The organism is Candidatus Desulfolinea nitratireducens (genome assembly GCF_982879505.1).
Genome location: NZ_CEYOSI010000013.1, coordinates 1 through 23,346, shown reverse-complemented (window position 1 = coordinate 23,346; position 23,346 = coordinate 1). Strand labels below are relative to the sequence as shown.

At 48.5% G+C, this 23,346-nt stretch carries 22 protein-coding genes and 2 tRNA genes; 7 read left to right on the top strand and 17 right to left on the bottom strand.

Going from position 1 to position 23,346, the window contains the following annotated elements:
- The coding region (locus AC3DOM_RS02230) for a hypothetical protein (RefSeq protein WP_487917394.1) at nucleotides 1-201 on the top strand (201 nt) is incomplete at its 5' end.
- A 171-nt stretch (nucleotides 202-372) separates the two neighbouring features.
- Here AC3DOM_RS02230 and AC3DOM_RS02225 read toward each other — a convergent pair.
- The 11 genes from AC3DOM_RS02225 to AC3DOM_RS02175 all read right to left on the bottom strand — a co-directional run bounded on the left by AC3DOM_RS02225 (nucleotide 373) and on the right by AC3DOM_RS02175 (nucleotide 13,593).
- Complete coding sequence (locus AC3DOM_RS02225; RefSeq protein ID WP_487917393.1) at nucleotides 373-990, bottom strand: class I SAM-dependent methyltransferase; 618 nt, start codon at nucleotides 988-990, stop codon at nucleotides 373-375.
- Nucleotides 987-1,667: an arylamine N-acetyltransferase family protein gene (locus AC3DOM_RS02220; RefSeq protein ID WP_487917392.1), complete on the bottom strand. Its 681-nt coding sequence runs from the start codon at nucleotides 1,665-1,667 to the stop codon at nucleotides 987-989. Before AC3DOM_RS02220 ends, AC3DOM_RS02225 begins: the two co-directional genes overlap by 4 nt.
- An 84-nt stretch (nucleotides 1,668-1,751) precedes the next feature.
- On the bottom strand, nucleotides 1,752-6,038 hold the full coding sequence (locus AC3DOM_RS02215; protein ID WP_487917391.1) for a DUF2298 domain-containing protein: 4,287 nt from the start codon (nucleotides 6,036-6,038) through the stop codon (nucleotides 1,752-1,754).
- Nucleotides 6,022-6,846 (bottom strand): ArnT family glycosyltransferase, encoded by an 825-nt coding sequence (locus AC3DOM_RS02210; protein ID WP_487917390.1) that lies wholly within the window; start codon nucleotides 6,844-6,846, stop codon nucleotides 6,022-6,024. The genes AC3DOM_RS02215 and AC3DOM_RS02210 overlap by 17 nt, the downstream gene beginning before the upstream one ends.
- 81 nt (nucleotides 6,847-6,927) lie before the next feature.
- Nucleotides 6,928-9,054, bottom strand: coding sequence for a glycosyltransferase family 39 protein (locus tag AC3DOM_RS02205; RefSeq protein ID WP_487917389.1), 2,127 nt, complete (start codon nucleotides 9,052-9,054; stop codon nucleotides 6,928-6,930).
- 121 nt (nucleotides 9,055-9,175) lie between these two features.
- On the bottom strand, nucleotides 9,176-9,892 hold the full coding sequence (locus AC3DOM_RS02200; protein WP_487917388.1) for a class I SAM-dependent methyltransferase: 717 nt from the start codon (nucleotides 9,890-9,892) through the stop codon (nucleotides 9,176-9,178).
- A gap of 61 nt (nucleotides 9,893-9,953) precedes the next feature.
- On the bottom strand, nucleotides 9,954-10,748 hold the full coding sequence (locus AC3DOM_RS02195; protein WP_487917387.1) for a class I SAM-dependent methyltransferase: 795 nt from the start codon (nucleotides 10,746-10,748) through the stop codon (nucleotides 9,954-9,956).
- A 92-nt stretch (nucleotides 10,749-10,840) separates the two neighbouring features.
- Entirely contained in the window at nucleotides 10,841-11,998 is a 1,158-nt protein-coding gene (locus AC3DOM_RS02190) for a glycosyltransferase family 4 protein (RefSeq protein ID WP_487917386.1), read from the bottom strand.
- Between the two features lie 100 nt (nucleotides 11,999-12,098).
- A complete protein-coding gene (locus tag AC3DOM_RS02185; protein ID WP_487917385.1) occupies nucleotides 12,099-12,473 on the bottom strand; it encodes a HEPN domain-containing protein in 375 nt (124 codons plus the stop codon).
- Nucleotides 12,463-12,765, bottom strand: coding sequence for a nucleotidyltransferase domain-containing protein (locus AC3DOM_RS02180; protein WP_487917384.1), 303 nt, complete (start codon nucleotides 12,763-12,765; stop codon nucleotides 12,463-12,465). The genes AC3DOM_RS02185 and AC3DOM_RS02180 overlap by 11 nt, the downstream gene beginning before the upstream one ends.
- A gap of 54 nt (nucleotides 12,766-12,819) precedes the next feature.
- A complete protein-coding gene (locus AC3DOM_RS02175) occupies nucleotides 12,820-13,593 on the bottom strand; it encodes an enoyl-CoA hydratase-related protein (protein WP_487917383.1) in 774 nt (257 codons plus the stop codon).
- Nucleotides 13,594-13,797: 204 nt separating this feature from the next.
- Here AC3DOM_RS02175 and AC3DOM_RS02170 point away from each other — a divergent pair, with 204 nt between their 5' ends.
- Complete coding sequence (locus AC3DOM_RS02170; protein ID WP_487917382.1) at nucleotides 13,798-14,196, top strand: hypothetical protein; 399 nt, start codon at nucleotides 13,798-13,800, stop codon at nucleotides 14,194-14,196.
- A complete protein-coding gene (locus AC3DOM_RS02165) occupies nucleotides 14,197-14,610 on the top strand; it encodes a GNAT family acetyltransferase (protein WP_487917381.1) in 414 nt (137 codons plus the stop codon).
- Between the two features lie 100 nt (nucleotides 14,611-14,710).
- On the opposite strand, the gene AC3DOM_RS02160 is transcribed toward AC3DOM_RS02165, so the two are convergent.
- Nucleotides 14,711-14,802: transfer RNA gene (locus AC3DOM_RS02160), tRNA-Ser, on the bottom strand.
- Between the two features lie 36 nt (nucleotides 14,803-14,838).
- Nucleotides 14,839-14,923 (bottom strand) — tRNA-Ser (locus AC3DOM_RS02155).
- A gap of 182 nt (nucleotides 14,924-15,105) precedes the next feature.
- On the opposite strand from AC3DOM_RS02155, the gene AC3DOM_RS02150 reads away from it, so the two are divergent.
- A complete protein-coding gene (locus AC3DOM_RS02150) occupies nucleotides 15,106-15,495 on the top strand; it encodes a hypothetical protein (protein ID WP_487917380.1) in 390 nt (129 codons plus the stop codon).
- Nucleotides 15,496-15,870: 375 nt separating this feature from the next.
- Nucleotides 15,871-17,220 carry a tRNA (N6-isopentenyl adenosine(37)-C2)-methylthiotransferase MiaB gene (gene miaB / locus AC3DOM_RS02145; RefSeq protein ID WP_487917379.1) on the top strand — a complete coding sequence of 450 codons (1,350 nt, stop codon included), beginning with the start codon at nucleotides 15,871-15,873 and terminating at the stop codon, nucleotides 17,218-17,220.
- Nucleotides 17,221-17,439: 219 nt separating this feature from the next.
- Here the strand turns inward: miaB and AC3DOM_RS02140 are convergent, their stop codons facing one another.
- The 4 genes from AC3DOM_RS02140 to AC3DOM_RS02125 are packed head-to-tail and all read right to left on the bottom strand — an operon-like array spanning nucleotide 17,440 to nucleotide 22,090.
- On the bottom strand, nucleotides 17,440-18,108 hold the full coding sequence (locus tag AC3DOM_RS02140; RefSeq protein ID WP_487917378.1) for an endonuclease III domain-containing protein: 669 nt from the start codon (nucleotides 18,106-18,108) through the stop codon (nucleotides 17,440-17,442).
- Nucleotides 18,101-19,153: an asparaginase gene (locus tag AC3DOM_RS02135; RefSeq protein WP_487917377.1), complete on the bottom strand. Its 1,053-nt coding sequence runs from the start codon at nucleotides 19,151-19,153 to the stop codon at nucleotides 18,101-18,103. The genes AC3DOM_RS02140 and AC3DOM_RS02135 overlap by 8 nt, the downstream gene beginning before the upstream one ends.
- Entirely contained in the window at nucleotides 19,154-20,008 is an 855-nt protein-coding gene (locus tag AC3DOM_RS02130; protein ID WP_487917376.1) for an MBL fold metallo-hydrolase, read from the bottom strand.
- A 12-nt stretch (nucleotides 20,009-20,020) separates the two neighbouring features.
- Nucleotides 20,021-22,090 (bottom strand): GAF domain-containing sensor histidine kinase, encoded by a 2,070-nt coding sequence (locus AC3DOM_RS02125; RefSeq protein WP_487917375.1) that lies wholly within the window; start codon nucleotides 22,088-22,090, stop codon nucleotides 20,021-20,023.
- 63 nt (nucleotides 22,091-22,153) lie between these two features.
- On the opposite strand from AC3DOM_RS02125, the gene AC3DOM_RS02120 reads away from it, so the two are divergent.
- The gene (locus AC3DOM_RS02120; protein ID WP_487917374.1) at nucleotides 22,154-22,840 is read left to right on the top strand and encodes an HAD family hydrolase; all 687 of its coding nucleotides are present in this window, start codon (nucleotides 22,154-22,156) and stop codon (nucleotides 22,838-22,840) included.
- 3 nt (nucleotides 22,841-22,843) lie between these two features.
- Nucleotides 22,844-23,346 (top strand): hypothetical protein (locus AC3DOM_RS02115; protein ID WP_487917373.1); only part of this gene is annotated, 503 nt, incomplete at its 3' end.

Below are 23,346 nucleotides of genomic sequence, written 5' to 3'. Positions count from 1 at the left end.
GTTGGGATTTTTTACTTTGACCCCGAGAATTTCCTCGATTTTGGTGTTCCCTACCTCGTGCTGGGTTTGGCTGCTAAAACCCTGTTCAACCTTATTGCCATTGGTCCCTTCCTGACCGGCTTTTTCGTCGGCGCCTTCACCTTCCTTGGGCCGGTTGCACTAACACTTCTTGTAATGCTTTTCATCAAGAAAAATTTCTAATCCCAAGTTTTTGTAAAAAGTGAACCGCCTGATGAGGGCGGTTCTTTTATTTTATCGGGATACGGGTGAATCAAGACCGGTCTGGGAACGAACCTTGAATAGACTTCTTACAAAAGCCCCATTTTAACACTGCTCTAGCCGCCGGGAGCACCTATGCAAAATGTCTAATTACTACCGCTTCCGAAGTGTGATGGATTGAAAATGTAAGTGACGGCTGGATTCGCCAGTATTGATCTGCCTAAAAGAAAGCAGGTCAAATACTTCGCCAAGAATTCGCTTCAAATGTTCATCATCATAAAATGAAAAAAAACGTTTGGGTTCACAGTTATCTTCCTCCCAGATTCCTTCATGATCTATTCCCCCATATACACCGATAAAAAACAACCCGTCTCTTTTCAAAATCGCATTGACCGTCTGCAAAACAGCGGGCAATTCTTTTTTAGGCAATTGGAGCAATGAGTTCATTGCATAGACCGCATCAAATGACTTCTCGGGAATTTGCAATTCACTAAAATCCATTACTCTGGCATCAAGGCCCTTTTGTCTGCATAGTTTGACCATTTCCGGGGATAAGTCAGTGCAAAGAACCTTCAATCCATTTTCCTGAAAGAAACGGCTATCTTTCCCGGGCCCTGCGCCAATTTCCAGCAGGTTTTCTTTCTTCTCCGTAATCAATAGAGATAGAAATCTGCTCCGTTCTTCAATTTTCCAAGCCTGGATTGAGGCAGAATTGCGTTCCTGAGCACTTTTATTATAGGCTTTTTCTAAATTAGTTTTTAAGTTTTTCACATGATCTCTATCTGAAAATATTCTTTCAAGATTTGCCTGAATTCTTCATCATTCGCAATTTCTCTGAATATTTTCTGACCGGCGATGGTTTCTATAAAGTGATTATCTCGTATAGTAACACTTCCCTTTTCCGTTGCCAGGGTGCATTTGCGTTCTCTGGTAAATGACGATTCCAGTGAGGTTTGATGATATTCGCACATCCCTGCGTAATCCTCCAATTGTCTTTCGGCAAGCGAAAATAAATATTTTGGGACATAATTAAGGTCATCTTTGGAAGCTTCCAACCGTAAATATTTCGCGTCGTGCTCCCTGATGATGAAAAAGCCACCAGGATCTTTTTGTTTCAATCCCAATTCCATTCGAATTGGCTCTAGGAAACTATCCCCAAAACCCACATCAACGAGCCAGTCTTCATCCAGGCTGACCACCAGGGCCATATGATCAAATTCCTGGCCGATCTTTTCATCTCCAAAGACCCTGGCTGAGATCATCTTGACCTCAAAGCCAATTTCTTTGAGCAGCGCATAGAATAAACCATTGAGTTCATAGCAAAAACCGCCTCGCAGATTGGAGACGATTTTCCTTTCAAGTTTTTCCAAATTTAATTCAATTTTTCTTCCAAGAGGAATATCCGGGTTTTCAAATGGCACAGCCTGGAGATGCTTTCTGTGAAGCAACCCCAAAGTCCTTTGATCGACTTTGAGTTGGCCGTGAAATGATATTCTTCGTAAGTAGTTGTTTAGATTCAGGGCCATGAGGGTCTATTTCACAGCATAAATCACAGTATCCTTATCACGGAAGACCTCATCCCAAAGACCGCCCTCGTAGCTTTCAAATTTCTCCAGACCCTCGCCGGGATAGTAGTTCTGCTCGACCTGACCAAGCACGATATAGCGGACCTCATATTTTTGCAGGAAAAGCTCTGCTTCACTCAGATCAGTAGTCTCGTAAAAGGCCCTGATCTCTTCTACGCGATCGGTGATTAGATTCGGCGGGATGAGAGCGCGCTGCTGACGCTGATGCCAATTCCAGCCGACGACACCGGGCAAACCGGTATAGATCGTATAACGACTACCCCAACGATACTCAGGGGTATTGGCCTCAACGATGACCGGCGATCCATCCACGTTCTCACGCATCCACAAGATGCCCTGATAGTCCTGGCCCAGGTCCATATCTTCCTCATCCCAATGGGAAGCGGTGGCCATATAAGCCATCCCGTCCAACCCGGGAGGGGCCTCGGAAGCGGTCCGATCACGGATCTTATCGAAGGTGGCGGTCACGGTGAAGAGGGCGGCTCCAGCCAGCAAAACGATTGCCACACTTTGCCAGGCACTGCGCCAATTTGGTGTCCACTTTTTTGTAATTTCGGGAAGCAGCCATCCCAGGGAAGCCCCCCCGCTAAGGGCAAAAAATGTCCAGGTTTGGAGATAAAGTTTAAAGACGGTATTCATCCGTCCGATATCGCCAACCAGGACGATCAATTCGACGGCGATGGTCAGAACCAACCCTGTCCCGACGAGGAATAGAACCAGACGTTTTCCCTCATCGAGGTCGGCGCGCAAGATCAGCAACCCAGCCCAAAAGGCGAGCGGCAGCGCGATCCATCCGATCCCGACACCGAGAAAAGCCAGCCAGATCAAAAATGCCAAAAGTGCTGCCCCAAACAAATTCATCGTTGAGCGATGGGGCCTCAGTTTATTCAGCGCGGAGAGGGGCGTATTTGCCATCCATTCGTGCGTCTCCCACCACATCCACGAAACGATCACGAAAAGGAAGAGGCCCCAATGCGTAAAATAAGAACTGAGCGGCGTATGCGATCCTGTCCATAGACGGGTTTCACCATAAGCCTGCCCAAAGGAGGCGATATAGGGCTGATAAAAAATTGTGGCAAAAATTGCCAGGGCTGCCATTCCCGCCAGTGCGGTTCCAGTGCGGAAGATAATAGATTTACTTTCTCCCTGCTCTGGCTGGATTTGCAATCCAGCGGAGTTTTGAAGATTCGGGGATTGCAAATCCCCTCTGAGCCTGTAATGACTGGATCGGAAGAGGGCATAGCCAACGACAAGCGCCGCGAGAGGAAGATAGGCGAAGATATCCCAGGTGTTGGTGGGGCGCATCGCCCCGATGATCAGCCCGCCCATTGCCAACTCAAAGGTGATCTGGAAGAATGACATTTTTCCGTTTAATCGCGCGTGGACGAAGGATAGCGCCCAGGCAATTGCCAGGACTGCCAATGGTAAAACGATCATATGGGCGTGCAAATCGCTATATAAGAAGGTGAACAGGGGAAATTCGGTGATCGGTTCAACATCGCCAGGTGCAGGGATCACGCGGCTGGGGAGCCAGTACCAGTCACCACCCCTGAGAGGCAGAATGGCGCCGGTCGTCATTTTCGCAAATCCTCGTATCGCCAGCCAGAGATGCTCAAAAACATTAATATCAGCGTAATGACCGTTTGAGTCGATGATGCGCTGCAGGCCATGGTAGACGGTGCGGATCGTGCCAAGGTTGCCGAGCAGGATCATGCCAGCAGCAGCGGAAATACCGGCAATGAAACGTGTTTTGAATTTCGAGATTTGAGATTCGATATTCGGGTTTGGAGATTCGGAATTTATGTCTTCCGCCACTTCACGAGTATTGCGAATCGAGGTTCGCCCTAATAAATTCCAACCGATAGAAAATGCACCTGTGCCAACCATTGCAAACAGGGTTGGCAATATAAAATTATAGGCTGTAGTGGGGGTCAGGCCAAGTAATTTGACGGGCGTACCAACCAGCACAAAACCGTAATAATAATAATTAATATAGCCACCCGCAAACCAGGGGTCGTACGGTGGGAAGGAGGTGCTTTTCAAAACCGCGTGGAGGTAAGACAGATCCATTGGGCGCTCGCCACCCTTGGAGGGGTGCCAGAGATCGGGATTGCCAATGCGGATAAGGAGATCGATCAGGAAGAAGGCCAGGAAAAGTCCCTCGATCATCAGATAATACTTTCGATTTTCCTGCCATTCAATGCGCAGTGCATCGCGCTGTCGATAAGCCTGCCATGCGCCGATCAGCATGATCGTGGCGAGGACGAGGGCAATCGTTAATCGGCTATAGGGGATTCCGAAGGATCCCAGCAACCAGGGGAAGTAGGCCAGTAGGACCAATCCCAGCGCGCGTGAGAGGGGGTAACCCTTATCAGCGAGGCCGGGGAATGCCATCCGCACAATGGGATAGGTAAATACGCCGAGAATGAAAACGAAAAAATACCAGAGCAGCAAACCCAACAGAGGATATTTATTGATCGGGGAATCGGCATCGAAGAGCTCTGACCAGGTTCCACCGGCACGTTGCTGCGCCCAATCTTCTTCGGAGAGCATCAGATCTTTGGTTTCACCCGGCTTATAATTGCCCGCGGCTTTGGGCGTAAGGTTGACAACATTGCTCAAATCCACTGCACCAAGCAGGGTACGGACCCGGTCAACATCGAAATTTGGGCTCTTTTTGAAGATCAATACTTTGGTATGATCGTAAACAGTGAAAGCTTCTTCGGCAAATTGATCGTTGACTTCCCAATGGATAAGACCCGGAATATCAAGCGTGGGGAAGGATTCAAAAACCTCGACCAATTCATAACCCAGCTGCTCTTCGAAATCTCCGGGTTGGGCAACGTTGTAGCACCAAATAACATCTTTTTCCGGAGGGCAGCCGATCAGATATTCATAGTAGGCTTTGCTAAGGGGATAACGCTCCTCGACGCGGGTTGTGGTGGCCCATTGGCGATTGGAGGAGATAAAAAGATATTCTCCCTTTTCGAGGTTCTCAGTGAAGCGGGTTAATTTTGCGGCGTTATCTTCCCAATACATCTCCATATTGAGACCATTCTGATAAATCCCACCAAAGCCATCATACCCATCCATGCGGAGGGGAAGACCATCATCCCAGGATGATTCGTTGATCGGCGCTGCACCCTTCACGGTGAGAGAACCAGCGTCCGTTGATAAAGTGAAGAAGTAGGTCTCTCCAGCCACGAGCATGATTGGCGAATCAAGAACGAGGGTCTGGAGTTCGTCAGTAGAAAAATCTGCAGTCAGGGATGCATTTGCAAGAGCCTGTTCGGGGGGCAAATTCGGCTGGGCTGAAATCAGCATGCTGAGGGTTTTGGGATCGGAATCGACCAAATCCTGCACGTGGGCAAGGGTGACTTCGGTCAGAAGGCCATCCACTTTGGGAACAAAATGATTGCCATAGGGCATATCGGCCTGGAGAGGTGTCCCCATCGGATAGGTTAAAGGCTGCTGGTAAAACTCTCCATCCCCCTGTTTAATGCGAAGATTGATCGGGCCGGGGACGTTCCTGAAAATCCAGCGTGTCGCCGCAACCCGGGGATGCGGATTCTGGTAGATTTGAACGAAGGCGTAAGCCCAGAGAGCTGTGGCAATGAGGACGCTGCTCCCGATGAGAACAGCGAGTAAAGTTGGAATGTTGGAAAATTGGAAGGTTTTGCTTTTGAACTTGCCAACTTTCAAACTCACTGTCCTGAGCTTGTTGAAGGATGCCAACTTGAAAACTCCCCAGGCCGCCATCATCGCCAAAAGCGGATAGATGGGGAGTTGATAACGCATGGTGGGATTAAATTGAGTGGACTGCCAGAGAAAGTAGAACGCTGTCCAACCCCAAAGGAGGAGATGGTACCGTTCACCTTTAAGGATACGCCAGCCCATCCACAGGAAACCGGCCCAGGCGAGAATACCCAAGGGGTATCCCAGTCCCCATTTGGTCAGGTTTTCAAAAGAGTACAGTTTGGAACGCCGCGCCCATTGGAATGCGAAAGGAAGATCGGCGTCACCGCTGGCCTGCGCACGCTGCTCCATGATATTGCCAATCCAGGTCTCGTTGGGAATCACGCCAAAGAAACCGGGACCACTGAAAGCATAGGGTTGGAAGAGACGGAAAGCCAAAAGGGAAGCAAAACCACCGACGATCAGGAAAACAGTGATCTGTGTCCAGTCGAGTTGTCTATGTTTCGCAGATTCTTCTACTTCATCTACGGGTTGCATGAAACGAAAACGCAAATGCAGCCGGGAGCAAAATCGCCAGAACTGCCGCGTTGATCTTCGAGGCAACGGCCATACCGAGGGCAAGACCAAATCCGATGCTGTACAAAAAGAGGGGATTGCGAATCAGTTGTGTTATGTAGTCCGTATTGCTTGTCTTGTAATGGCCCTCACCCTCCGCCCTCTCCCTCAGGGAGAGGGGACTCGTTCCTTCTTTCTTCAAATTGGAGCGAAAAGCAATCTCCACGGCAAAATAGATTGCCAGGAACATGAAAAAATTGGTGAAGGTGTCTACTGTGAAAAAATGCGACTGCTGAATTTGCAAAACTGCGAATGTTGAAAATGCTGCAGAAAGGAGGGCAACTTTCCGTCCGTAAAGCCTTGCCACGATAAAGTAAAGCACAACGATGCTCAGCAGATCTGCCAGCGCAGAAAGCTGACGCCCGATCAGATTAACCTGACTGTAGCCAGTTTCCCCGACCCATTCGGCAACATAGCGGGCAGCAAAGATCGGAAGCGTCCCGTAAACAAAGAAACCATGTCCGCGATTATGCGGGTTGAGCGAAGAACAGGCGGTATCAAAATATCCACCCCAACTCTCACAGCCCGTTGGCGGTGCTCCGATCAGCTCATCCGCCGACTCGACGGGAATAATGGCCGTCTCAACCATCGTCAGGAAACGTTCATCAGGATGCAGGTGCTGTCCATCGTCCCAATCCAGGCCAACAGATCGGAACCAGAATCCAGCGAGAATAATGAGGACAAGGGCTATATCGTAGAAAAGAGAATGTTTATTTTTAGTATCGTTCATAATTTAAAAATTAACCGCCACACTTGCACCTGCGATTCAAGTGCAGGTGAGACGCCATTAACATAATTTGGAAGTATCCCATTACGGCACAGAAAAAATCATAAAATCATGGCCTTCAAGAGGTGAAGCTGAAGTATATCGGCTCAAGGTCCCGTTTGGATAAAGTCTCGCCAGCTCAGCAAGAGCAACCTGATCGTTAGTCCTCGTCATAAATACTTTTGGCCCATCTTCCGTTAGGCTTTCCGCCAAATTCTCTGGCCAGAGTGCAAAATCACGGTTGGGAATCCCCGCCCAAACACCGGGCAAACGTGTATCAACCCAATGCGCATAGGGTACGATCCAAACCGTATCCGTTTGCCCATAAGTCTGTTCAAATTGCTTGATCACCTGCCCCATCTCAGATGAGTTCCACGCTCCCGTGCGGTAATTTTCTGCGTATTTATTGAAGACGAGATCATAATTCTGATTGAGGGAAAAAGCGACCAAAAAGATGGTTACACCCCAAGCGATTAGATTTCCCAAGCCCCGAAACGCACGCGACCTCAGGCTTGTCAGCAGACCATCCAACGCCAACGCGACGATAAGAATTACCACAACCGCCGCGCCTCCTGCGCGATTTAAAGCCGGATTCTCTTCCGGAAAGGCAATCGAAAGCGTCGAGGGGAGCTGCAAAAGTAGAATGGACAGAAGCAAGAAAAGGTCCTGCCAATGTCCCGCCCGCAGATATCGAACGAAAAGAAGGGCAACACCAACGAGGAAAAGCGCTCCGCTGACCACACCCAAAGCTGGACGCCCCGCCACAGAATGCACCCAAATATCACCGTTATCCCAGTTGAACATCCGTGCGCCATCCCAGAGATTATTAGCAAATATCTTCAGGCTATCTTCCCCTAAACCGCCCATGCGTGAAAGTGCACGGATGGAAAAACCCTCTGGATTTTCCAGTGCGTAGCGCCCCAAGGGGAGGAAAATAATAATTGAAAATAACGTGAGTATAAGAAGGTGAATAATAATTTGCTGCCGCGTGCCACGTGATTGCTTATGGATTAAATACAAGCCAATCGCTACAAGGACCACAACGGGCATGATCCGGAAGGGGCTATAGCCATGCAATCCCAGCCCGAGGAAAATCCCGGCCAGAATAAAATCGTTTCGACTCTGACGACGAATACCGCGCAGCAAATGAAACAATGTGGGCGCAACAAAAAGCGGATAAAGCGGGAAGCGCAGTCCAACACGGCTGATCACGTTTGGCCAGTAGGCAATCCCCATGAAAAATAATGCGATCAAACCAACCCGTCGATTTGCCACCTCCTTACCGAGCAGGTAAATATAAGGGAGGGTCAACAATCCCAATAAGGCTGTGCCCAGCTTGAGACTTAAGAATGATAATCCCGTGCCAAATACCCTGGCGACAAAAAGTGTCCAATACATTTGGAGCGCTTCGCGCCCCGTATTGCGCTCAAAGAATATCTTTGTCTCACCCTGGGTGATATCGTATACATCGAGGATTTTTTCGGCATGATCGCTGAAAGGTTCAGCCGGAACCTCCCCTATTTGGTAAAGCCTGAAGAAGAGCACTGTAGCAGAGACAGCCAGTACAAGCAGGGTCCAGCGGGAAATATTGATACGCCAATCACGCTGCTGAAAAAAAGTTTTCAGACTTTGTACTCTTTCAATAAGGGAAATATCTGATTGCCAAAATGACCAGATAAAAAGAAAGAGCGAAAGAAGCCATAAAAAGAGATTGAAAAATGTAAACCTGTTCCCCGCAAAGGTGTAGAAAGCCACCAGCATAAAAGGAAGAGCCCAAAAAAATGGTTTTTTTCTAAATAGCAGATCATCAAGAGGAAATTCATCATCTCGCAAGACAGGCAGGCGCCATTCCTTGTATCTATAGGCAAATGCCAGTGCAATGAATGCAGCGAAAAAGAGAATGATCCCCGCTCCGCCGGAGTGGCGTGGCGGCTCAAACGCGGATTGCCCCATCAACGCGAGGAGCAGGGCCAGCAGGGATCGCCAGGGGAAACCGCCGGTTAGAAGGTTTGAAGGTTGAAAGATTTCAGGTTTTGAATCTGTACCCAGCGTTTCTTCAGCTTCATATAGCGCGGCAGGTGCGTTAAAATCATCTCTAGGGAAGTCGATCTTCTCCCCATCGGTCATTCCCAGTTTCGATTTAAGATAATCCAGAATACTCGGTTCATTCATATTAAGACTTTAGACCTTAGGTATTAGACTTTAGACCTCAGACTTTAGACTTTAGACTTTAGACTTTAGACTTCAGACTTTAGACTTTAGACTTTAGACTTTAGATTTTAGACTTTAGACTTTAGACTTTTTTCTCTGCCACAACAATGATACTCTCTCCCCAGCGCAATGGCAAAAAGGGGATTCCGACAATTGCCTGGAATCCACCGAGTGAGCCGAAGAAGAGTTTTTGGAGCATCGCCGGAATGATGGAAATATAAGGTACATCCCAGAAGCCATCCGAAAAAACTTTGAGCGGACTGAGGTCCGCACTACGGATCATAGAGAGCCATTCGGCGGGAGGCTTGAGGGCGATATGAGTCGGATCCTGGTAGCCAATCCACGCATCGCCTTTGAGGGGTTTGAGGAGCGAATCCAGGTTGGGGGTGGCGAGGATCAGAATCCCGTTGGGGGCGATGATCCTGCCCAATTCGGAGATGGCAAGTTCCGGGTCACGCAGGTGCTCGACAACATGTTTGATGATGACCACACCGAAGCTCGCATCCGCAAAGGGAAGGCGTTCCGCACTGCCGGTATTCAAATCCGTTGTATCGGTAACCTCACGAGATTGAACCAATGCCCAATGATTGACATCCAGCGCACTGGTATCAAAATCCGCTTCAAGATCGCCAATCAGGTGTCCCATCCCGGACCCAATCTCCAGCAAGCGGGAACCACGCTTTCCGTAACGGCGCGCCAGAATCGCATAAAAACGATTCGACCACCAATACATGCTGTATTTGGCGAAGCTGATATTTTCGTAGGTGTGTGTGGAAAAATAATTTTCGTCGAAGGACATAAGATCGGGATTCGATATTCGGAATTCGGGTGTGCATCCCAATATCGAATATCGACCAAGGCTATCGCTTTTTCGCTATATAAAAGGTAAAAGTGCCATCATCAACCGGCTCTACTGAGGCATATTTGCGTACAAAACGCTCTGTAAAGGCCAAATTCCAACGGGTGGGAACAAGCATCCATTTGCGCGTCAGCACATGGACGATCAGCGATGGCAAGCCAAAATAATGTCCCCATTCTAACACGCGCATCGCCTGCGGCGAGAAATAATGCCACCAACGCACCAACTCAAAACCGGCCTCGTTGAGCCTTTTTTCCCAAACAACCGGCCCATCGGCATGCTCCACCCGTGAGATAAAGCGGAACCATTCGGTATACAAATCTGCCAGTTTTTTTAGACCGATTTGACGGAGGCGGCGGGGGATATCAAGCTCGGATAGATAGCGTTCGTTGGGGACACAGAAGACGAAGGGCGCGCCCGCTTTTAACGTGCGGTTTGTTTCCGTTAAAACAGCATCGAGATGGGGGATATGCTCCAGCACCGAATTACTCAGCGCACTGGCAAAATATCTATCTGGAAAGGGACTCTGCGCGGCATCTCCCTCGATAAGCAGATCGTAGACATCCCGGGTTCCCGCCTCGTGGATGGGGCCATGCCAGGGATCGAGGCCAACGTCTATCTTGCGGTCAAAGGTGAGTTGAGCAAAATGACCATCGCCGCAACCCACATCCAGGGTTGGGGAGGGCAGGTCGAGGTCCTGATAATATTCCGATTCCACGCCCCGCACGAGGGCGCGGAAGTAGGGCAGGTCGCGGAGATGGAGGAAGATGTAATCTTTTGGAGGAAGGTTTGACATTATTTCATCTCTGAAACGTGAAAAGTGATGCGTGAATCTTTCTCACGTTTCACTCATCACGCTTCACTGTTTTACTGTTTCCTGATCCCTATTTACTCATTCCTGAGTTCTTCAAACAACTTCTCATACTTCTCCGCCACGCTGTCAGGATCATAGGTCTGCGCGAGGGCAGCTGTGTCACAGCGATATTTTCCTTTATCTGCAAAGATCTTGAGCAACCCTCCGGCAAGTTCATCTGAACTTCCAATAGCGGCAATTTCTCCCATCCCATGCATCAAGACAGGCTGACGAACACCCGGCAAGGCCGAGGCCACACAGGGAACGTTATTGAGCATGGCTTCGATCTGGACGAGGCCAAAAGCCTCGGTCGCATTCAGGGAGGGGACGACGAGCGCATCCAGAGCAGGATAAAAAGCGGCCATTTCTTCAGGATTGAGTATGCCGAGGAAAGTCCAATGTCCACGGGTTTCATATTCTTTGATCCGCGGCATCAGGCGGTCGGCATAGTCCTGTTCGCTGAAAACATCCTGATATTGCCCTGCGAACAGCACCTGGGCATTGGGGTATTTTTCGAGGATTTGCGGCATCGCATCCAGAAGGATGCCAACACCTTTTTCGGCGGCGAAACGAGTTGCCATCCCGATGACGGGATTCTGGTCAGCGATTTTGTGTTTCGATGCAAAGGCTGTTATCGCATCCTTGCCAGGATCAGGCAATTCCACAGGTGGAAGAAAAGTGCGCAGCTTATCTTTGTAGCGTGAGAGATATGGCGAATGGTCGGCGTAATCCTGGGTATAGGTGACGATCCGGTTTGCCAATAAACCCGCCATACTATTTTGAAAATGTACCACGGTATTGACAATGCGATTGAATAATCCTGAGGGGAGATTTAGGTCGCAATGATAGGTTAGCACAGCCGGTTTGCCAAAAAGTCGGCCACGCAAGGCCACCCCCGGCGCATCGAATTGAGGCAAATGCAGTTGGACAACATCGTGCTGCCAAACCAGTTTGGTGGCAACCAGGCCAAAAGTAGGAGCGATGACACCTTTGCTGACTCGAAATGCTACGGGAACGCGCACAACACGGACGCCATCCATCATCTCCTCACGAGGCAGGGATTTATCAAACTGGGTGGTCATCACGGTCACTTCGTGTCCCCGTTTGACCAGCGCGCGTGCCAGTCTTTCCGCGTAGATGGTCAGCCCCGAGGTGTGGGGGCGATAGTAGGTGAGAACGGTTAAAATCTTCATAAGCGGGCTGAATTATAACGCAGTCACTCCAATGGAAAAGCCTCTGAGAGTTTTTTCAGAGGCCAGATCTTTACGCTTTCTTTTGATTTTACCGATGATTCTATTCAACAGATTTCAGAATATTTCTGGCAATCAGAATCCCTTTTGCACAGATTTTGTGATCAGGCTCATAATGCGGCAAAACATTGCTCAATGGATATTTTGAGGGAAGATAAATTGAATCCAAAAATTCGCAATCATCTTCAGAGATATCAACTTCAAGTCCATTTTGCAAAAGAATATTTCTGAGATCTGAAATACCGTGCGTCCTTTTCAGCTTGATCGAATTTTCAACAAGTAATGCTTTCAACGCTTTCTCTACACATTGCTGGATATTTTGCAAACAGGGATTAAATAACTCACTCTCTGACAAAACAACAGCCGATTGAAAATTTTCTTTTGCATATTTCAACCATATAATTGCTTCATCTTTCATAGATCAACTCCCCAGATTCTATTTCAGATAAGAAGCTGCCATCTGAGACATTCGCCCGAATAGGAATAATATCTATCGGGATCTTACGAGTAATTTCTCTGATCAATTTGCGATATTTCAAGGCCAAAGAAAGATAATTTTCATTGCTGTCCTGAAAAACAGCCACATCAATATCATGCGGTTCACTTGAATTTAGAAAAGAACCAAAAATAACTATTTTTCTGATTTCTTTTTCAGATTTCAGTTTCTGAATAATTTCTTCTTTTAATTTTTCTTTCTTTTCTGAGTTCATCAATTTGACCTCTTCGCTACATAAATGCGATCATCAATATCATACCACTTTTGCCTACCTTCCCCGCCACTCTGCCTTGCGTTTTTCAACAAAGGCTGTCATGCCCTCTTTCTGGTCTTCGGAAGCAAAGAGGAAATAGAAGGCGCGTCGTTCAAATTCAAGGCCTTCAGTAAGAGAGAGCTCATAGGCTTTATTAACCGCCTCCTTTGCCTGACGCAAGGCCAATGGCGCACGGGTCGCGATTCGCTTTGCCAGCTTGAGGGCAACATCAAGATATTCCTCGACAGGGACAACCCGGTTAATGAGACCAAATTCGAGGGCCTCTTTGGCAGATAATGTGCGGTTGTTAAGAACCATTTCCATTGCAATCGCCTTGCCAACTGCATGGGTGAGCCGCTGGGTCCCCCCGGCTCCGGGGATGACGCCAAGATTGATCTCAGGCTGTCCAAATTTGGCTTTTTCGGAAGCAATGATCATATCGCAGGACATGGCTAATTCACATCCACCGCCTAACGCATATCCCGAAACAGCCGCGATGATCGGTTTTTTGATCGCGCGGATGCCATCGAAAAGTTCCACAAAACTACTTTTGACCATCTCCACAGCAGACATTTTTGCCATCTCGCTTATATCTGCGCCAGCGGCAAAGACACGCTCACTACCCGCTATGACGATTGCGCCAATTTGCTCATCCGCATCAAAGACAGAAAGCGCGTCAATCAATTCTGTCATCAGAGTACCGTTGAGGGCATTCATCGCGTCGGGACGATTTAGAGTGATCAGGCCAACGGTTTTATGGTTTTCTGCAAGAATTGTTTTGTAAATCATCCTTTACCTCCAGAATAAGTTTGTATCATTTTACACGAGAAAGATGTTAAAATTAGGATAACATCTTTAGCAAATAGGACTTACCCAAATCATCTTTATCTCGCAGCAATGCTCTGCGTTGCTGCTTGTCTAAAATACCCCAACGCAGAGCATTGGGACAAGGACAATAAAAATACGATAGTCCTATCAAATCAGGAGCAAATCATGGAACTTCTTCTAAATATCCACTCTGTCATCCGCTGGCTGATTGTATTGGCTGCGCTGCTGGCCCTTGCTGTTTTCGGTTATGGGTGGCTGGCAAAAAAATCCTTTCCCAAACTTGCCCGCATTTTGCCTGCCGCTTATAGTGGCTTGCTGGATACCCAAACCCTGCTCGGATTCATCTATTTCTTTGCGACAGGTCTGGCAGGCGCTGGCTTTCCCCGCTACCGCATTGAACATTTATCGATGATGTTTCTTGCTGCCATCCTAGCCCATTTGCCATCCCGCTGGAAAAAAACCGGAGATGGCCTGCGTTATAGAAATATTTTCTTCGTGGTCATCGGCACCCTCATTTTGATCTATCTTGGTGTGGCTGTGCTCCCTGGTGGCTGGAAGCTCTAGATGGAAATTCGCCCCTATCAAGATCAGGATAAAGCGGGACTTCTTGCCTTGTGGGAAGAGATCTTCCCTGCTGGATCACCGCATAATGATCCACAAACCTCGCTGGAGAATAAACTGCGGGTCGACCGCGACCTTTTATTTGTTGCCCTCATAGATGATGTGGTCATCGGCTCTGTCATGGGAGGCTACGACGGTCACCGCGGCTGGATCTATTCCCTCGCCGTCAGCCCCCCTCTCCGCCGACAGGGAATCGCCTCCGCCTTGATGCATACCATTGAAGAAAAGATCAAGTCTCTTGGCTGCCTCAAGCTTAATTTACAGGTGGTCGCCTCCAATGATAAGGTAATTGACCTCTATGAGGAGCTGGGCTTTTCCGTTGAAGATAGAATCAGTATGGGGAAAAAGTTATACTAAAATCAGGTGACTGTCACTTCTTTAAACACAGGAACCCTTCCCTTGGAGGGACGGGTTCCTGCAAACAAAAACGCGCTCCGTACGGAGCGCGTTTCCTTTATGGCGGGGAAGGCGGGATTCGAACCCGCGGTCGGGTTTAACCCCGACACCCACTTAGCAGGCGGGCCCAATCAGCCACTCTGGCACCTCCCCAATCTAATGTTAACGCTCGGGTGGACAAGCTAAAGGCGGAGGGAGTGGGATTCGAACCCACGTAGGCTTGCACCTAACCTGTTTTCAAGACAGGCGCCTTCGTCCACTCGGCCATCCCTCCGAGCGGGACGATTTTACCATAAAATGAAAGTATATATTCATCAGGAAAACCAATCCTGTATAATTAAAATTGGCATTATCCAACTATGCCTAACACAAATGTAAGTATCTGCATTTTTTCTTGGTATATAATGGAATAGAATATTTGAAAATATCATTTCTTTATTTTTTTTGGAGAATATTATGTCTTTATCCACAAAACATCAAAAAGGGCAGGGGCTGGTCGAATACGCTCTTATTCTGGCCCTCGTTTCTGTTGTCGTCTTAGGGGTGCTTCTCATTCTTGGCCCCGGTGTAGGAAATGTCTTCACCGAGATCAACAGCACCTTGACAACAAATAGTGGTAGTGCGTTTGTGCCTACTGCTGTCCCACCGACGGCAACGCCAGTCCCAACATGGACCTTTTGTGCAACTGAGGACGACTTTTGTAGTTTCAGCGGTACGGCGCCAGTTCGATACGGCGCAAATGGAACTTGGGTCACAGGCACTTATACGAACGGTGTAGCCTGTACCAACGGTGTATTTGGTGATCCCGTACCTATGGTTGTGAAATCCTGTCAGGTTTTTCAATAATCATATCTGCAAAATACAAAGAGACTCCTTTCAATTATTCATAAGGCACGTCCCGATTCTCACAGGCTTGGTTCCTCTGATGAGCATCTCTGCTGCAAATTTCTGCCCGCATACCACATCCCATTTTTGAAATCTTCTATAATTAAAGCAATTACCCTTCTCTTTTGAGAAGGGTAATTGCTTTGTCAAAGGTAGGTTTGCAACAAATCTGGCTTCAAGACAGGCGCTTTCGCCCGCTCAGCCATCCTTCCGAGTGGGGCGATTTTTCCATAAATGCTTGAATTCCGAATATCTAATCTGCACAATCTTGGTATAATCTTCGCTCTACGTGTCCTGCGTAAAATATTATACGTATGTAAATCACAAAGGAGCAGGATGAACAATCTAGACAAAAAATACCATATCTGGACTGCCGGTTGTCAGATGAACGTCGCTGACTCCCGCAGGCTGGGTTCTTCCCTTGAACATCTCGGTTACAACTTTACTGCGCAAGCCAAAGAAGCCGATGTGCTCGTTCTCAATACCTGTGTCGTGCGCCAATCTGCCGAGGATAAGGCCCTCGGCTTCCTGCATTCCATCCGCCCGCTCAAGAAAAACAATCCTGATCTCGTCATTAATTTGATGGGCTGTCTCGTTGGCGTGCGCGGCTCAGAAAAATTGCAGAAAAAACTTCCCTTTGTGGATGTCTTCTCCCCTCCATCAGATCCCGGCCCTTTGATCGCCTACCTAACCCAGGATGAAGATTACGTTGCCGAAACGACTGCGACCCAAAACAGGTTTGCGCTTATGGATGGTGAGATCATCATCCCGGAGCATGAGCGTGGCAAACTCGTTTCCGCTTTTATTCCCGTTGTTTATGGTTGCTCTCACGCCTGCACTTATTGCATCATTCCCTATCAGCGCGGCATCGAACGGAGTCGCCCTCTCGGCGAGATCGTCGCGGAGGCACGCTCATTGGCAGAACAAGGCGTCAAAGAGATCACGCTGCTCGGTCAGATCGTGGATCGCTACGGCAAAGAGGTGGAAGATGGACCCAACCTCGCCGACCTGCTTCGCATCCTGAACGATGTTGAGGGTCTCGAGCGGATCCGTTTCCTCACCTCTCATCCTGACTATTTCGGCGAAGATATTATGGAAGCCGTTGCAAATTTACCCAGGGCGATGCCCCATTTTGAAGTCCCCATCCAGGCGGGTGATGACAAAGTGCTGGAAAATATGAAGCGTGGCTACACCCAGGCAGATTACCGCAAGTTGATCGCGCTGATCCGCGAAAAGGTGCCGGACTGCTCCATCGCAACAGATATCATTGTCGGATTCCCCGGCGAGACCGAAGAGCAATTTGAGCAGACCTATCAACTCCTCGCCGATCTGAAAATGGACGTGGCTCATCTCGCTCGCTACTCTCCCCGCGAAGGGACGGTTTCCGCCCGCCGCATGCCAGATGACATTCCAGACGCCGAAAAACGGAGACGCTTTCATCGCCTGGAGGCTCTCCAGAAAACGATCGCAACTGAAATCAACGCGCGTTATCTCGGTGAAAGTGTCGAGGTGCTTTTCGAGGAAAAGGTCAAGGGGCGCTGGCGCGGACGGACACCCACGAACAAACTCGTCTTTGTCGAAACAGATGATGATCTGCGTGGGCAAATAATCCCCGTCCGAATCACCTGGACAGGCCCCTGGTCGATGCAAGCCAGCCTGATACGGAAACCCATCATTTCGTTATAGTGTAGTCATGCGCTATCACCATCTGCATTTTTAGCCGTAATGGAATAATTCTGGTTTTCGAAGGATACGAGCCCGTCAAAAAAGAATAACAAAAAGGCTCACCTTTTCGGTGAGTCTTTTTGTTCGAATAAATGTAAAAAGTCAACGCTAAAGCATTTGCGATTCAGATGAGGCAGTTCAAGCAAAACACTATATAGTCTTGTTAGGCTTTTGATAGATTTAGTGAGTTTGTATCTTCCCAAAATCGCATATTTCTACCAAAGGACAGACAGTGCATTCCGGTTTACGCGCCTTACAAATCTCACGCCCCAGGCGAATAATATTCAAATGACCAGCATAATAGGTTTCTGGAGGGAATATCTCTTCAAGATAAGGATGAGCCTGCTCCACGGTCATCTTCTCTGGGCGCAGCCCAATTCGGCCGGTGACACGATAAATATGCGTATCAACCGGGAAAGAGGGCATCCCCAATGAAAAAAGCAGCACGATCGCTGCTGTCTTTGGGCCAACTCCCTTAAACCTGGTCAACCAGGCATGGGCTTCATCCAGCGGCATCTTTTTCAAAAACTCAATATCCAACTCGCCGCGCTCGTCACTGATCTGGCGCAGCACCTTTTGGATGCGCGGCCCCTTCTGGTTTGCCAGTCCTGCTATACGCACAGCTTCAATAACCTCGTTCTCAGGAGCATCGCGAACCTCTTCCCAGGTTGGAAAATTTTTACGCAGGTTATTAAAACCTCGATCACGGTTGACATCATTGGTATTCTGCGAGAGGATCGTCGAAACCAGCTCGTCGATCGCCGGTAATGGATTCCGCCAAATCGGCTCCCCAAATTTGTCCATCAGCCGGTTATGAACATCCAGGGCCCTTTCTTTAATCTCAGACATTTTCTTTTTCCAGATTAAAAACAGGGCGACTTTCACCCACGATTAATTTCCGCCAATTCAAGATCGGGTTTACAGGTCCAAACTCAGCCAGTTCTTCCATCTCTTTATCGTCTACTATGCCAAGTTGACGGAGTATTTCGATCATCACTGCGGCGCGAACAGCTTCGGTCTTATCACCATCAGATATCTTTAGCGCAATACCAACTCCTTTTGGGCCTGCCTCCGTCAAATTGGGCAGGATCCCAACAGCCAGATATCCCTCTGCGCCCGTCTTGACGACAAGTTTTCCACGCCCAACCTGCATCAGCCGCGTATCAAAACGACCATAGCCACTCACCATTTCAGGAAAACCCATCATCGCCGAAGTGATGATTTGGCAGGCCTCTGCACGCTTCTGATGCAATTCATGGGGGTCTGTAAGGCGTGCAAAACCCAAGGCTGCATTGTAAAGGGGGATTGCAAAATTTGGCGCTGAGCAACCATCCGTACCGAGTTTGACCTCCGCAGGGTCGATCTGACACATCTCGGAAAAAGCCGCCAAAATATCCTTTTGAATTGGATGCTCCAGATCAAGGTAATTGGAGAGTGGCAACCCTCGGCTTTTGGCCTGCGCAAGCATTCCGGTATGTTTCCCTGAACAGTTGTGTCGGATCGAGGTTGGTTTTTCTCCTGCAGCGATCAGGGCCTCAGTGGTCTCCCTGTCTAATGGCGGGTGGGAGCCACATTGCAAATGGCTTTCCTCGATGCCAACCTTGGCCTGGATTCCACGTACCGCATCAACGTGCATGTCGGTGCCACCATGTGAGGCGCAAATCTGGGATATTTCGCGCGGAAGCAAGCCAAAGGCACGGGCGCCTCCCTGCTCGACAAAGGGGATCGCTTGAAAAGGTTTCGCAGCAGAACGGAGATAGGTTACAAGCTGGGGATTCCCGATCCAGGCGAGCAATTTTCCTGAAGAATCAACAACGGCCGCTGCTCCATAATGGAGCGATTCGACCGTTGTGCCGCGCGTTCTTTCCAACACCGGTTTGTAACTGGTTATCATTTAATCTTCGTCCGTTTTTTTAGAAGTATAGTGGCGGGTATAGTATTCTGCTAAACCATAACGCAGACGTTGCGTGTAAAAATCGCGCTCGGAGGCGAGAAAACGCAAGGGGGAGAGAAGTGCGGAAATCAGTTTTTCGGTTGCTTCAGGGCCAGCTTTTTTTTCAGCCAGCGCGTCAATCTTTTTATAGGCGTTTTTGATAAGTTTGTGTTGTTTATCAAGAGTACTTCCAGCACAAACACCGCCACGTCCACTTATGATGGTATAGCCTTTATAAGCATCACTGGCCAGAAGGTTGAGGTCTTCGATCCAGCGCGGCAGATCAGCGTTGGAGAAGAATGGAGGCTGGTTTTTGATGACTGTATCACCAACAAAAACGATTTTTTCTTCCGGGAGAATCAGCCAGATGGCACCCTTATTAGAGCCTGAATGGTGTTCAAGAATGATGGGAGTTTCTCCCCACTGAATGCTCATTTTCTTTGTAAAGGTAATCTCTGGCGGCGCCCAGCGGATATTACCCAAGCTGGGGAGTGCCTCCCACTCCGCGCCTGTTGTATGCCCTTGCGCCTTAAAAATACTTGGGCGACTGCGAAAAAAGATTGCGGCGTTTTCATGCGCCAGAACAGGGCAATCCATGGCACGCGCGCCAATGGTGCGGTCTACATTTGTATCGAGGCTGATCAGCAAGCGATCATACCCACTTTCAAGATCGAGGAGGTCGGCACGCCAGGAACGCCCATCTTCGGGGATGGGCGGTGCGTCAATATAGATCAGGCCGCGGGGAAGGTTGATCGCCCCCAATGTAACGCCTGCGTATTTATTTTCGATATGAATATTTTCTTTAAGAGATTGCATTTAGGCTTCCTGTTACTTGTTTTTTTTGATCGGCAAATTGATATTGATACGTGTTCCGGCTTGATAGTCATTATCAACCCAAATTTTTCCACCATGCCCTTCTACAGCAAGGCGACAAAAGGCAAGGCCAACACCCAGCCCAGATATCTTTTCTTTGCCCTTTACACGGACAAATTTTTCGAATATTTGGGCACGATCTTCTGAACTGATCCCGATTCCATTATCTTCAACCCAGAGTTGCAGCCATTCACCATCCACTTTTGCGCCAACCTCAATGTTGCCTTCAATCGGGGTGAATTTGGATGAATTTTCAATCAGGTTGATGAGTACCCGACTGATCATATCACCATCCACCCAGATATTGGGGAGGTCATCTGGTAAGATTTTATATAAATTCTGGCGGCGGGTTTCCGTTCCCGGAGTGACAGCATCAAAAGCGTCCTGAACCAACTTTTTGGGAGAATGACCCTGCTGTGTGGCTATCGGTTGACCTGTTTCAAGGCGGCTTATATCAAGCAGCGAGGAGATGAGACGCTCCATTCGTGCAGTAGATCTGCCAACTATTTTGATCAGAGAATCTGTTGCTTCGTCTTTATCTACGAGAAGACTATCCAGGAGATCCAGGCTGGAAATAACATTTGAAAGCGGCGAACGTAAATCATGGTAGATCATCGAGGCCAGATCATCACGTAAGGCATCCAAAGCCTTGCGCTCAGTTATATTGCGAAAAGTCCACTGAATCACCTGCTCATTTTCAAAATTAACATTGTGTAGATAGACTTCCACTGGAATCCCATCTCCATCTTTCACTTGCAGGATTGCCTCATAAGTGGCCGTATGATTATCGCGCAAATAGTCAAATTCCTTTCCCACACTATCCCAATCTATCACGTGAATTTCTTCGATCTTCAATTTACGGATGGCATTGGTATCATACCCACACAGCGAAAGTGCTTTACGATTGGCCTCAAGAATCAGACCATCCCAATCTGTGATTAAGATCGGATCAATACTGTCGTTGAAAAGTTCGCGATATCGTTTTTGGGTTTCTTCGACCTGCTCAAAGAGCTGTGCATTCTGGATCGTTGTCCCCGCCAGACTGCCAATGCCGGTCATCACCAACAGGGCATCAGGGTCGAAAACGCCAGAAATCGGATTAATGGCTTCCATCACGCCGATGATCTTTCCCTGTGCCTGAATAGGCGCTACCGCAATCACATTTGACTCTATTTCATCAAAAAAATCGCCCTTCGCAAAGGGATTCTTTTCCTTAAGCGCAGGGATCACAATCCCACGCCCTTCTCTAACCATTTTTCCGATTACGCCTTTGTTCGCCGGGACACGTTTGCCAATAATACTCCCTGCGTTATCCCCCGTGGCGGCATGAAAAACAAAATCTCCACCGGGCCCTTCCTGCAGCGCCAGTGCGACAGTTTCCACCTGCAAAGCCTGAGATGCCTGATTCAAAATCCGGTGATAGACATCATCCATCTGGAGCGAGGCATTGATCGTTACTGCGCCTTCTGCCAAGGCAGTCATTACGCGTGCCTGGCGTTGACTTTCTGTATACAGACGCGCGTTTAATATAGCCACTCCGGTCTGATCCGCTATCGCTTGCATCAACTCAAGATGACCATTGTCAAAGGCATTTGGCATTGAGTGGACAATGGTCATCACACCCACAATTTCCTCGTGTGCAATTAATGGGACACAAATCGCAGCTTTTGCGCCACTTTGCTCTACATCATCATCTGGGCGATGCAGCCAGCGTTCATCGAGGCTTGTATCAGGCACAAGAGCAGACTTCCTGTTACGCACCACCCATCCTGCCAGACCACGCTCAACGGTCGCGCGGAGTTGTTGTGTCGTATCATCTTGGATGCGCTGACCATAAACAATGACCGAATGGAGTGGTTTTCCAAGACTATCCATCACCACAATACTGCCGCGTTCGCCGCCCACATTATCAATCGCAGCGTAAAGGACACGCTGTAGCACAGTTCGCAAGTCGAGGGCTGTGGCAACCTCGCGGCTCACACGATAAAGTAGCTCCAGCAGGTTTTGGGTATGGTCAGTAGTCATTGCTAAAAGTATAGCATATCAAGATAGAGTAAAATCAACAAAAACTTTTGAAAAAGGTGAAAAATGAGTCTGGATATCAACCGCATTCAAGCCCTCTGTTTCGACGTGGATGGCACCCTTAGCGATACCGACGATCAATATGTAACTAAATTTGAAAAAATCATCAAACCCTTCTCTTTTCTCTTCAAGGATGCGGATGCTCACCGCACCGCACGCCGTTTTGTGATGTGGAGCGAAACACCGGCAAATATGATCTTTGGTCTCCCGGACACCCTCGGACTCGACGATGAGCTTGCTGCCATTTTCAATTGGCTGACACGAAAAAAACCACCCCCCTTAAAACATTTCATCCTGGTGCCCGGCGTTAAAAAAATGCTTACCGCCCTGCACGGACATTTTCCGATGGCCGTTGTCACGGCGCGCAACGAAGAGGGCACGATGCACTTCCTCGAGCAATATGAACTGACTCCTTTCTTCGAGGTGATCGTCAGCGCCCTGACAGCAGAAAGATCAAAACCCTATCCGGATCCCGTCATCCACGCGGCGCAGAAGATGGGCGTTCCCCCCGAAAATTGCCTGATGATCGGCGATACGACTGTCGATATCCGTGCTGGAAAAAGTGCAGGTGCACAAACGGTTGGTGTGCTCTGCGGCTTCGGGGAGGAGAAAGAGCTTCGTCAACGCGGCGCTGATCTGATCCTGGATAGAACCTCTGAACTGGAGGAGATTTTACTCAAGAAGCGAAGCTAAACAATGCTCGATACCTATCACAAAACCATGACAACAATTAGTAACTTACCAACCATCAAAGGATTTACCTGGCGAGGCATAGAATCAACTGATGGCCCCTTGTTGCAAAAATTCGAAGAAGACTGTTCAGTAGTAGATGGAGCAACAAATTTACAATCTTTGGATGAATGGGGGGCACTGGCAAAAGAAAAGGAAATCAACACGCGTAGTATAGTTGCCATCAATGCGCATAATGAAATAGCGCTAACAGGATGGTATCAGGTAGACGAACGGGTGGAGAGCGTTTTGGCCTTTCTTGAGGGACGGGTTCATCCCGATTTTCGGGGGAATCAGTATGGTACAGCCCTGCTTGATTGGCTGGAGAAGAACGCCGGTGCAAAGATGAAGGCTGTGGCCGGAGATCGGGAGTGCACCTACCGGATCATGTTTTATGACCGTGCGCCTGATGCCCCCGCTCTATTTGAAAAAAAGGGCTACATGCTTCAATATATTGAGCAGGAAATGGA